This is a genomic window from Achromobacter maghribensis (genome assembly GCF_057334215.1).
The window spans coordinates 49,612-59,532 of record NZ_JBHFII010000043.1 but is presented as its reverse complement, the minus strand read 5'-3'; the positions used below and the strand labels follow the sequence as shown (position 1 = coordinate 59,532).

The window sequence follows — 9,921 nt, the reverse complement described above, 5'->3', positions numbered from 1 at the left end:
GTCGAAGGCCGGGGGGGCCAGCGGGGCCGGCCGCCCTGTCAACGGCGCATGCCGACGCCAATCGCCAGCACACCCGCCACGATGGCCGCGATGCCGGCCCAAGCGGGGATCGGCACCGACTTCTCGGTTTCGGCCGTGGCCTTCACCGAACCGATCTGCAAGACGGTTTCTTCGGACTTGTAGTTGAAGCCCTTGTAGGCCAGGGCCGCGATGCCCAGGACGATCAGGATGGCGCCAATGATTTTCATGTAGTTCCTCTCCGATTCCATGTCGGTGCGCGGAAGTTAACGCATAGCACTGCATGTGTCAGTGACAGAACGTGTCGCCTGTCGCAACCGTATTGCAGGACTTCGGCAAACTGTCCGCGTCGTATAGAATCTACCCTTTTGGCCGACGCTCATGTGGTTCAAAAACCTCAAGATTTACCGCCTCTCCTCGCCGTGGACTCTCGTTGGCGATCAGCTTGAAGAAACGCTTGCGCGCCACGCCTACCAAGCGGGCAACAACCTCGAAATGCAAAGCCTGGGCTGGGTCCCGCCGCGCGAAAACGGCGGGCTTGCCCACGTCGTCAACGGCCAGATCCTGCTATCCCTGCGCGCCGAAAAGAAGCTGCTTCCCGGCACCGTCGTGAACCAGGTCGCCAAGGCGCGCGCCCAGGAAATCGAAGAGCAGCAAGGCTACAAGCCGGGCCGCAAGCAGATGAAGGAAATCAAGGAACGCGTCACGGATGAACTCCTGCCGCGCGCCTTCAGCGTGTACCGCGACACCCGCGTCTGGATCGACCCGCAGAACCACTGGCTGGTCATCGACGCCGCCGCCTCGGCGAAGGCCGACGAAGTCATTGGCCTGCTGGCCAAATGCGTGGACCCGTTCCCGCTCGAAAACCTGTACGTGGCGCAGTCGCCCGCGTCCGCCATGACGGGTTGGCTGGCCGAAGACGAGGCCCCCTCCAACTTCACCATCGACCAGGACACCGAACTGCGTTCGTCCGGTGAAAGCGGCGCGGCCATCCGCTACGTGAAGCACTCGATCGACGCCGACGACGTGCGCCGCCACATCCAGTCGGGCAAGCAGTGCACGCGCCTGGCCATGACGTGGGCCGACCGCATCTCCTTCGTCCTGACCGAAGGCCTGGACGTCAAGCGCGTCTCGCCGCTGGACGTGCTGAAGGAAGGCAACGAAGGCGTCGCGGCCAACGACGACGAGAAATTCGATTCCGACATGATGCTGATGACGGGCGAACTCGCCAAGATGATGGCCGAGCTGGTCGAAGCGCTGGGCGGCGAAAAGAAGATTTAAGCCGCGCTGGAAGCTGCTGGAAAAGCACAGGCCGCTCTTGTTCAGAGCGGCCTTTTTACTGGCGAACGCAGGATGGCTTGCCGCCGCCCTCAGGAGGCGGCGACGCTGCGGTCCCGGCCGGCCTGCTTGGCGCGGTACAAGGCCTTGTCAGCGCGGTCGATCAAATAGGCATAGTCCGGGTGCCCGTCGAACGTCGCCACGCCGATGCTTGCCGTGATGCGCAAGGCGCCGGCTTCGGGAATCGAGAAGGCGTGCCGCCGGATTTCGGCGCCCAGTTTTTCGGCGGCGGCCAGCGCGGCCTCTTGTCCCGTGTCCACCAGCACCACCAGGAACTCTTCACCGCCGTAGCGGAACACGAAGTCGCTGGACCGGCAGGCCTGATGCACCACTTCCGCGAACTGCCGCAGCACCTGATCGCCGCCAGCATGCCCGTGCGCGTCGTTGATCGCCTTGAAATGGTCGATGTCCAGCAGCAGCACCGAAAAGCGGCTGCCCTGGCGCGTGGAGATGGCGATTTCGCGTCCCACCACCGACGGCAGGAAGCGCCGGTTCAACACATTGGTCAACGGGTCGCTGCCGCTCTCGATCTCGGCCACCATGTCGAACAGGCCATTGAGCAGATGCTTGATGCGCGCCACCAGTTCCTGCAGCTCGCGCACCTGGTCGGGCATCGGCACCTGCTGCTGGGCATCCGCCAGCATTAGTTGCGGCAGCACGACATCGTCCAGCCGCGTAACGGCCTCGGTGATCTGCCTGAGCGCGGGCGCGCTTTCGAACAGCACACCGCCCTTGTGCTGCAGCCACAACCCGAACTCCGATGCCGCCAGGCGCGGCAGCGCCTGCTCGGGGGCACGGTAGTGCAGGCCGATCAGCACGGCCTGGCTCCATTCCAGCAGCGCGGCGCGCTGGCGCTCTCGTTCGGTCGAAATATTCTGGCCCAGCGCGAAGAGGCGGTACGCCTCGTCGTTGCGCGCGCCGCGGTTGATGTCGCGCATGAAGGCACGGCTCATCTGCTCGATCGCCAGGTCGAACAGATTGCAGACATACTGCGTGGCGATGGATGCGGCCGTGCCGTCCAGGTCGCTTGCGCGCAGCCGTTCGGCAATCTCGTTCTTCAGGATGCGGGCGCCCGCCATCACCAGATGGATGGGGATATGGACGCGGGCATGCACTTCGCCCACCTTCTTCTGCGTCGCCATCAGCGCGGCGATGTCGCCCTGGTCGCGCACACAGAACAGGCCTTTCAGCCAGTGCTTCATGCCGCTGTGCAGGCGGGTCGACACGATCTCATGGGACAAGCGTGGACCGGCCTCGGCATCGGCCAGCAAGGTGGAATAAAAGGCATCCACCAGGTCTTTGGCGCTATCGCCCACCACGGCCGCGACTTGGCCACGCGTATAGGCGTCGACCGATTGATAGACCGCTTCCCAGGCTTGCGCGTTCGACGCGCTCAGGTAGCACGCTTGGCCCGCGCCGCCCGTCCACGCCGGAACCGCGCCATTGCTCGAAGACATAAAGATCATCCGCCCCAAAAACTCCGCGCGTGTCTTGGAACGACACGCGACGGCAAAACAGCGCGGATTATCCTTCAAATCTCAAGGACCGCCCCACCTCGTGTAATTTGCCGGCGGGGCGCAAGGCGGGCTGGCTTATTCCAGGCCGTGAAAGACGGAGTCGTCGGGACCGACATGCGACGGATGCTGCCACGTCACGTCGCGCAGCGAATGCTGCACCAGCCCTTCCACGCCCAACAGCACCGCGAAGATCGCCATGCGGATGGGGATGCCGTTATCGGTCTGGCGGAAGATGGCCAGGCGCGGATCGTGGTTCAGGTCCACGCTCAGATCATTGGCGCCCGGGCGGCTATCGCGCGGCAGCGGGTGCATCACGATGGTCTCGGGGCTGCAGTAGGCGTCGATGATGGCGCGGTTGATCTGGAAGTCGGGCGTGTAGCCTTCGTTCTCTTCGTTGGCGAAGCGCTCTTTCTGCACGCGCGTCGCATAGATCACGTCTGCGCCGGACAGCCCTTCGGCCAACGACGTCTTCTGTTCGATCACGTTGCCGTTGCGGCTGGCCTGCTCGATGATGTAGCTGGGCATTTCAAGGCCCTTCGGCGACACCAGCGAGAACTTCACGTTCTTGTACAGCGCCATCAGCTTGATAAGCGAATGCACGGTGCGGCCATACTTCAGGTCGCCGACCATCGCAATGTGGGCGCCGTCCAGCAGTTTTCCCAGGCGCGAGAACTCGGTCAGGATCGTGTACAGATCCAGCAGGGCCTGACTGGGGTGCTCGCCGGGGCCGTCGCCGCCGTTGACCACCGGGATGTTGGTTGCCCGTGCGAATTCCGCGACCGAACCCTGGTCCGGATGGCGGATCACCATGGCGTCGACGTAGCCGCTCATGACGCGGCTGGTGTCATAGATGGATTCGCCTTTGGCCATCGACGAAAACGTGAAGCCCGTCGTGTCGCAAACCGACCCGCCCAAGCGGCAGAACGCCGAACCGAAGCTGACGCGGGTACGCGTGCTGGCTTCGAAGAACAGGTTGCCCAGGACGGCGCCTTCCAGCACGCGCGACACCTTCTGCCGGCGCGCGATGGGCTGCATCATGTCCGCCACGCGGAACAGGTCTTCGACCGACTCCCGCGTGAACTGATCCACCGACAGCAGCTGATTCTTGCCTTCGACGGCGATGCGCTCGCGCAACGGCCCATCTTGTACGCTTTGCGTATACTTTTCCAGCAAGACGCCGTTCTGCACGATTTCGCTGACGAAGCGCTGGACCACTTCCGGCATCGCGCGGAATTCCTGCGAACCCTCAGGCAGCAGCCAGGTATCCAGGGCCCGGCGCTTCACGCCGATCCGGGTGGCGAACACGTCGCGCGTGAGGTTCAGACGGCGCATGGCGTCGCGCAGAAAGGCTTGCTGGGAGATGGTCATGACGGGCCCCGAGAAAGAGGATTTATATACGCAACGCGCATATTATTCTCAACACAAGTCCAAGTCCAACATTTTTGCGCACAAGGGTTTACCCTTGTTTTGAAATTCTCAGAGGCTTGCGTAGGACGTCGTTTGCTGGGCGTCCGGGGTGGCCTGCCCCAGCGAGAACCAGCAGGCGCCGCAAAACGCCAGGGCGCTAAGCAGGTAGCAGACCATCGCCAGCAGCTGGGCGGGCCAATGGCCGCGCGTCGAATGCCCTCTGTCGCCCTGGCGCAACAAGCTGACCTGCGCCAGGTACGCGAACAGTAAGCCCAGGCACGACGCCAGCAGTCCTGCCAGAAACAGCGCCAGCGGCAATTGGAGGTCCGGCGCGGCGATGTCGCCGCCCACGATCCCCAGCGAAAAGGCTACCAGGACCAAAGCCGCGCCCCCGTTCAACCATCCCAGGAAACGAAACGCCCCCGCCAGCAGCGAGAACGGCATGCCCGATGATCGAAGCTGCAGCGCGCGGGGATCCATGCGTCAGCCGCCGTTGCCCGGGCGGCACACCGGCGTCGCGCTCTGGATCGAGGCCCGGGCGGCGGCGATTTCCGCCGCATCCCAACGCCCTTCGCCCAGCACGGTCACCGTCACCTTGGATTTGGCCGGGCCGTCGGCCTCCGCTGAAATCAGCTCAAGCACCGTGGCGGGCTCGCCCACCTTGTAGAGCTGGATTTCGTCGGGGGCGCCTTTTTCGCCCAGGGAGTGACGCCATGCGTAGGCGACGCCATAGGGGTGCTGCACGTTCACATGGCAGGCGCGGACATATTCACCGCCACGGCGGAAAGCGGCCTGGTAGTTGGTGTCGACGCTGAAGGTCTCTTTTCTGACGGTGTCGGCCTCGTAGACGCCCTTGCTTGCACAACCGGCCAACAGAGCCGCCACCGCTACACCCATCCATACTGACTTGCGCATGATTCTTCCCGCATTGAAATTCGGACTCCCGCGATTATGCCAGCGGCTGCAAAAAGGCCACGCGGGAAATGCCTGGACATTTCTGGCGTGGCCTTGAGCCGGCTAGGCGGCAACGGGATGGCGGCCTACTTGTTCGCAGCGCCCTCGATTTTCTCACCGCCTCGCTGGATGTCCTTGCCAGCGCCCGCAACAGTGTTGCAGCCGGCCGTAAGGGCGGCGATCGAAAGCAGCATGACGAGAACGACTCTGTTCTTCATAAACCTCTCCTGTCTGGGCGTAGAAACCGAAGCCAGCATACCCCAAAGGCCCCAATCTGCGCATCATCCCGATTCCGCTCGCGAACCGCGGCGGTCAGGCCACGCAACGGAAGCCGCGGCCAGGTCGTGGCCCCACTTCGGGTGGTTTTAGAAAATCTATCCTTAGTCGGCAGGAATGATCGTTTTACGGCAGATAGCACGGAATCCAGAATGGGTGCAATCCTGTATTCCAGGAAATAGCCTTTCTCTTTTCCGTGCCCATGACCGCTCCTGCCTTGCACCTCTATACGGACAGCTCGCCCAACGGCTTCAAGATCACCATCGCGCTCGAAGAGTTGGCGATGCCCTACCTGCTGCACCATGTGCGCATCGACCAGGGCGCGCATCGCCACCCGGACTTCCTGGCGCTGAATCCCCATGGCCGGATCCCGGTGCTGCATGACGCCGACACCGGCATCACCTTGTTCGAGTCGGCCGCCATCTTGTTGTACCTGGCCGACAAGACGGGCCGCCTGCTGCCCGCCGATCCCGCGGCGCGCTGGGAGGCCATCACCTGGCTGATGTTCCACAGCGCCAGCATGGGGCCGCTGCTAGGCCAGCGCGTGCACGCCGAATGCTTTGCGAAAGACCGCCACGACGCCGCCATCCAGCGCTATCGGCGTTTAAGCGAAGACACCTTCGCCGTGCTCGACGCGCGCCTGGCAGCGCGCGAGTGGCTGGCGGGCGAGCAGTTCTCCATCGCCGATATCGCGACCTTCGGCTGGATGCACATTGCGCGGATCGTGGAATTCGATTTCAGCCAGTACGCACACCTGAGCGCCTGGCACCTGCGGGCCAGCCTGCGTCCCGCCGTCCAACGCGGCATCGCCCTGCCCCAGCCGGCCACCGGCCCCTGATGCTCCCCGCCGCGCTCCTTGCCGGCCCCATGACTGATCCCGCAACTGTCCCTATGACTGTCTCCATGCCCCATTCCTCCGCCGCCCCGACACTTCCCTCTGGCGCCTCCGCGCCCGCGTTTGCCTTGCATCCCGGCTACCGGCGCATGTTCGCCCCCGACCGGCTGACGGTGGGCATCTTCCTTCCCTTGCGGTTCTACCAAGGCGACATGGCAGTGCTGCAAGGCCAGGCCGACCTGGTCGCCGACATCGACCGTCGGGGCTTTGCCGCGGCATGGGTTCGCGATGTCCCGCTTTTCGATCCCAGCTTCGGCGACGCAGGACAGGTGTTCGACCCCTTCTCCTATCTTGCCTATCTGGCGGCCCGCACCGAACGCGTCGCGCTCGCCACGGGCAGCGCGGTGTTCCCGTTGCGGCATCCGATCGATCTCGCCAAGGCGGCCGCCACGCTGGACCAACTGTCCGGCGGCAGGCTGGTCATGGGAATCGCCTCGGGCGACCGCCCCGTCGAGTTCCCCGCCTATGGACTGGACCCCGCGCAGCGCGGCGACAGGTTCGCCCAAACCGTGTCCTACTTCCGGCAGCTGATGCAAGCCCCCCATGGCGCCATCGATTCGCCCCTGGGCCGGCTGGCGGGACCACAGTTGCTGCCCAAGCCGTCGGCCGGGCGCGTGCCGTTGCTGATCACGGGCTCTAGCCGCCAAACGCCGCAATGGGTCGGCGAACACGCGGACGGCTGGCTGACGTATCCCGACAGCACCCATGACGACGCCGGCCCGCAACGGCTGGCGCAAAAGATCCGCTCCTGGCGGGCGTTGATCCCGGATGCCGGGTTCAGACCGCACGCGACCAATGAATGGCTGGACTTGAGCGCCGACCCGGACCATCCGCGCACGCCGATGCAAGGCGGCTACGTGCTGCGCACGGGGCGCCGGGGCCTGCTGGACCTGCTGGCACGTTGGCAAGCGGCCGGCGTCAACCACGCGGCGCTTGGCATCCAGTTCTCGGAACGCCCGCCGGCCGAAGTGATCCAGGAACTGGCCGAGGAAGTGCTGCCCCACTTCCCTTCGCATGACGGCGTGGCTCCCGCCCCCGCCCGCTGGTAGACCGGTCCGGCCTACAATGCGGCCCGGCCGCGGCGGTCGCGTATTTGCCGGCAATGGATTAGGATTCGAAAATGAACAAAAAACCTGTACCGCAGAACGCTGGCGCAGCCCCCCAGGGCTGGGGCTGGGAACAGCCGCAATGCCGTGGACAAGCGGCATTGGCGCTGTTCATCGACGATCTGCACCGAATTCTGCAAGCCCATGCCGCGGGCAAGCTCGCGGACAGCAGCACCCTGGCTGATGCGCAAGCGCACGTTGACGAACTGCTGGCCCGCTACAACGAAATCAACGCCGCGCCGGAAATTTTCCTGGGACAATCGGTCGAACTCAAGGAAGGCGTCGACCGGAACGGCGTTTCTCATACGGTACCGATTTTTTCAGCCCGCCTGAAGAAATCGCTGGTGTCGATGCTGGGGCAAGGCCCCGGCTAAACGCCCCTTATTACCGGCCTGTCAGCAGCGGCCGGCACTGAACCAGAACAGCCACAGGAGACCCCCACAATGAATTCGGACAACGTCGTAGAGTTTCTCCGCCTGCTGTCGCTGGATGTCTCGCTGGGCGCTGCCGCCCAGCACGCTGCTGGCCAGCCGGACGCGCCGCTTGCCCTGGCCCGCCTGGCTACCGCGCATGGCCTGCCTTGCAGCGCTTCGGACTGGTCCTTCTTCGCCCGCAGCTGCCTGGATACCTCGACGGAAACGCAGGGGGATGTGGACCCGGTCGCCACGATCTGGCAACTGGTGCAGGATCCCGCCCACGGCACCGATATTCCCGCCAGCGCGATCACGCGTGTCATCGGCATCATTACGCAGCCCGACGGCAGCCCGCCGGTTGTGGGCCATGTCGTGGGCGACCTGGCGCCGCGCACGCCGCTGGGCATGGCGCCCTACCCCACGGGTTCCTGATCCGCGCAGGCGAAAGCCCCTAGGACTTGCCCGCCAGATAATCCGTTACGCCCAACGCGGCCACTCGGCCGCTGGCCATGCAGGCCGTCAGCAGATAGCCCCCCGTGGGCGCTTCCCAATCCAGCATTTCGCCCGCGGCAAACACGCCTGGCGCCAGGCGCAGCATCAGGTTGGCGTCCACGGCATCGAACGACACTCCCCCTGCGGTGCTGATGGCTTCGTCCATGGGGCGGGCGCGTAGAAGCGTCAGTGGCAGGGCCTTGATCCGCAACCCCAACCGCTCCGGGTCCTTGAAATCGTCGGCGGAGGCGCATTCGCGCAACAGGCCGGCTTTCACGCCGGTCAGCCCCAGGCGGCTTTGCAGATGGCTCGACATGGAGCGCGCCCCACGTGGATGCGTGACCGCGGCCATGACCTTTTGCTGTGACCAGTCAGGCGCCAGATCCAGCGTGGCGACGGCCTGCCCTTGTGCGTCAATCCGATCACGCAAGGGCGCGGACAGCGCATAGACCAGACTGCCCTCGATACCCGTCTCCGACACCACGAATTCGCCCTGCCGGGCCAACAGGCCGCCAGCGGGCAACGAACACGACATCGCGACGGATTTGACCGGCTTACCTGCGTAGCGCTGCCGGAAGTGCTCGGACCACGCCACGTCGAACCCGCAGTTGGCGGGGCGCAGCGGCGTCACATTCACGCCATGCGCCCGCAATCCGGCGACCCAGGCGCCATCCGATCCCAGTTTGGCCCAACTTCCGCCGCCCAGGGCCAGCACCACGGCATCTGCCGCCACGGTGCGCATGCCTTCCGGGGTGTCGAACCGCAGGGCTTGCGCGGACGGCTCATCGCCTGGCGGCCATCCCAACCAGCGATGCCGCATATGAAAACGCACGCCGCTTGCACGCAGCCGGGCCAGCCAGGCCCGCAACAACGGCGCCGCCTTCATTTCCTGGGGAAAGACGCGTCCCGACGACCCCACGAAGGTCTGGACGCCCAGTTGATGCGCCCATTCCCGCAACGCGGCGGCGTCCATCATGGCAAGCCAGGGCGCCACTTGCGTGGCGCACTCGCCGTAGCGCGCCAGGAATGGGGCCGCGGGCTCGCTGTGTGTCAGGTTCAACCCGCCGCGCCCCGCCATCAGGAACTTGCGGCCGACCGAGGGCATCGCATCGAATACGTCTACCTGCAAGCCTTGGGCAGCCAGCCCCTCTGCCGCCATCAGGCCCGCCGGACCGCCACCGATGACGGCGACGCGTTTGGAAGCGTTCATGGTCATGGCGCCGGCGCCATCAAGGCGGGGGCGTGCGGGGTCAAAGGACACGGCATGGGGAAATCAAGGTTGTCAGGACAGGGGGCACGCGGTGCGGGCCGCGAAGGGGAGGATTGTCGCACGACGACTAAAACCGAAAGGAAGGCCCCATCGGCGCAATTCTCTCTTGGCCCCCACGCCGCGCATGCTTCGCATGCTTGCTGCCCCCCGAGGGGGCGCTTTTTCCCTTGGGGCGGCCCGGCGGGAAAAAGGGCCCCACGCCGTGAAAAGGTGGCGGGTGGAGAAAAAAAGGCCC

The 9,921-nt window shown here is 65.0% G+C and carries 12 protein-coding genes; 5 read left to right on the top strand and 7 right to left on the bottom strand.

The window, feature by feature from the left end; genetic code table 11:
* Nucleotides 1-38: 38 nt before the first annotated feature.
* Nucleotides 39-248: a hypothetical protein gene (locus ACE039_RS17520; RefSeq protein ID WP_105554872.1), complete on the bottom strand. Its 210-nt coding sequence runs from the start codon at nucleotides 246-248 to the stop codon at nucleotides 39-41.
* 151 nt (nucleotides 249-399) lie between these two features.
* On the opposite strand from ACE039_RS17520, the gene ACE039_RS17515 reads away from it, so the two are divergent.
* Nucleotides 400-1,299: a recombination-associated protein RdgC gene (locus ACE039_RS17515; protein ID WP_088590243.1), complete on the top strand. Its 900-nt coding sequence runs from the start codon at nucleotides 400-402 to the stop codon at nucleotides 1,297-1,299.
* Between the two features lie 89 nt (nucleotides 1,300-1,388).
* Here ACE039_RS17515 and ACE039_RS17510 read toward each other — a convergent pair whose 3' ends face one another.
* From ACE039_RS17510 to ACE039_RS17490, 5 genes are all read right to left on the bottom strand, one after another.
* Nucleotides 1,389-2,813: a diguanylate cyclase gene (locus tag ACE039_RS17510; RefSeq protein ID WP_485822931.1), complete on the bottom strand. Its 1,425-nt coding sequence runs from the start codon at nucleotides 2,811-2,813 to the stop codon at nucleotides 1,389-1,391.
* A gap of 135 nt (nucleotides 2,814-2,948) precedes the next feature.
* Entirely contained in the window at nucleotides 2,949-4,241 is a 1,293-nt protein-coding gene (locus tag ACE039_RS17505) for an aspartate carbamoyltransferase (RefSeq protein ID WP_105554874.1), read from the bottom strand.
* A gap of 108 nt (nucleotides 4,242-4,349) precedes the next feature.
* Nucleotides 4,350-4,760 carry a hypothetical protein gene (locus tag ACE039_RS17500; RefSeq protein ID WP_485822930.1) on the bottom strand — a complete coding sequence of 137 codons (411 nt, stop codon included), beginning with the start codon at nucleotides 4,758-4,760 and terminating at the stop codon, nucleotides 4,350-4,352.
* A 3-nt stretch (nucleotides 4,761-4,763) separates the two neighbouring features.
* Nucleotides 4,764-5,195 (bottom strand): BPTD_2524 family lipoprotein, encoded by a 432-nt coding sequence (locus ACE039_RS17495; protein WP_485822929.1) that lies wholly within the window; start codon nucleotides 5,193-5,195, stop codon nucleotides 4,764-4,766.
* A 125-nt stretch (nucleotides 5,196-5,320) separates the two neighbouring features.
* Complete coding sequence (locus tag ACE039_RS17490; protein ID WP_105555535.1) at nucleotides 5,321-5,452, bottom strand: entericidin A/B family lipoprotein; 132 nt, start codon at nucleotides 5,450-5,452, stop codon at nucleotides 5,321-5,323.
* Nucleotides 5,453-5,712: 260 nt separating this feature from the next.
* On the opposite strand from ACE039_RS17490, the gene ACE039_RS17485 reads away from it, so the two are divergent.
* The 4 genes from ACE039_RS17485 to ACE039_RS17470 all read left to right on the top strand — a co-directional run bounded on the left by ACE039_RS17485 (nucleotide 5,713) and on the right by ACE039_RS17470 (nucleotide 8,356).
* A complete protein-coding gene (locus ACE039_RS17485) occupies nucleotides 5,713-6,348 on the top strand; it encodes a glutathione S-transferase family protein (RefSeq protein ID WP_485822928.1) in 636 nt (211 codons plus the stop codon).
* A gap of 65 nt (nucleotides 6,349-6,413) precedes the next feature.
* On the top strand, nucleotides 6,414-7,454 hold the full coding sequence (locus tag ACE039_RS17480; RefSeq protein WP_485822927.1) for an LLM class oxidoreductase: 1,041 nt from the start codon (nucleotides 6,414-6,416) through the stop codon (nucleotides 7,452-7,454).
* Between the two features lie 71 nt (nucleotides 7,455-7,525).
* On the top strand, nucleotides 7,526-7,885 hold the full coding sequence (locus tag ACE039_RS17475) for a hypothetical protein (RefSeq protein ID WP_105554879.1): 360 nt from the start codon (nucleotides 7,526-7,528) through the stop codon (nucleotides 7,883-7,885).
* Between the two features lie 69 nt (nucleotides 7,886-7,954).
* Nucleotides 7,955-8,356, top strand: coding sequence for a hypothetical protein (locus ACE039_RS17470; RefSeq protein WP_485822926.1), 402 nt, complete (start codon nucleotides 7,955-7,957; stop codon nucleotides 8,354-8,356).
* A 19-nt stretch (nucleotides 8,357-8,375) separates the two neighbouring features.
* Here the strand turns inward: ACE039_RS17470 and ACE039_RS17465 are convergent, their stop codons facing one another.
* Nucleotides 8,376-9,632: a TIGR03862 family flavoprotein gene (locus ACE039_RS17465; RefSeq protein WP_485822925.1), complete on the bottom strand. Its 1,257-nt coding sequence runs from the start codon at nucleotides 9,630-9,632 to the stop codon at nucleotides 8,376-8,378.
* Between the last annotated feature and the right edge of the window lie 289 nt (nucleotides 9,633-9,921).

What these genes read in the sequence shown, in the direction of transcription:
- ACE039_RS17495 (WP_485822929.1), bottom strand. Translation starts at nt 5,195, where the DNA reads ATGCGCAAGTCAGTATGGATGGGTGTAGCGGTGGCGGCTCTGTTGGCC.
- ACE039_RS17475 (WP_105554879.1), top strand. Translation starts at nt 7,526, where the DNA reads ATGAACAAAAAACCTGTACCGCAGAACGCTGGCGCAGCCCCCCAGGGC.
- ACE039_RS17480 (WP_485822927.1), top strand. Translation starts at nt 6,414, where the DNA reads ATGCCCCATTCCTCCGCCGCCCCGACACTTCCCTCTGGCGCCTCCGCG.
- ACE039_RS17485 (WP_485822928.1), top strand. Translation starts at nt 5,713, where the DNA reads ATGACCGCTCCTGCCTTGCACCTCTATACGGACAGCTCGCCCAACGGC.
- ACE039_RS17510 (WP_485822931.1), bottom strand. Translation starts at nt 2,813, where the DNA reads ATGTCTTCGAGCAATGGCGCGGTTCCGGCGTGGACGGGCGGCGCGGGC.
- ACE039_RS17515 (WP_088590243.1), top strand. Translation starts at nt 400, where the DNA reads ATGTGGTTCAAAAACCTCAAGATTTACCGCCTCTCCTCGCCGTGGACT.
- ACE039_RS17500 (WP_485822930.1), bottom strand. Translation starts at nt 4,760, where the DNA reads ATGGATCCCCGCGCGCTGCAGCTTCGATCATCGGGCATGCCGTTCTCG.
- ACE039_RS17505 (WP_105554874.1), bottom strand. Translation starts at nt 4,241, where the DNA reads ATGACCATCTCCCAGCAAGCCTTTCTGCGCGACGCCATGCGCCGTCTG.
- ACE039_RS17490 (WP_105555535.1), bottom strand. Translation starts at nt 5,452, where the DNA reads ATGAAGAACAGAGTCGTTCTCGTCATGCTGCTTTCGATCGCCGCCCTT.
- ACE039_RS17465 (WP_485822925.1), bottom strand. Translation starts at nt 9,632, where the DNA reads ATGACCATGAACGCTTCCAAACGCGTCGCCGTCATCGGTGGCGGTCCG.
- ACE039_RS17470 (WP_485822926.1), top strand. Translation starts at nt 7,955, where the DNA reads ATGAATTCGGACAACGTCGTAGAGTTTCTCCGCCTGCTGTCGCTGGAT.
- ACE039_RS17520 (WP_105554872.1), bottom strand. Translation starts at nt 248, where the DNA reads ATGAAAATCATTGGCGCCATCCTGATCGTCCTGGGCATCGCGGCCCTG.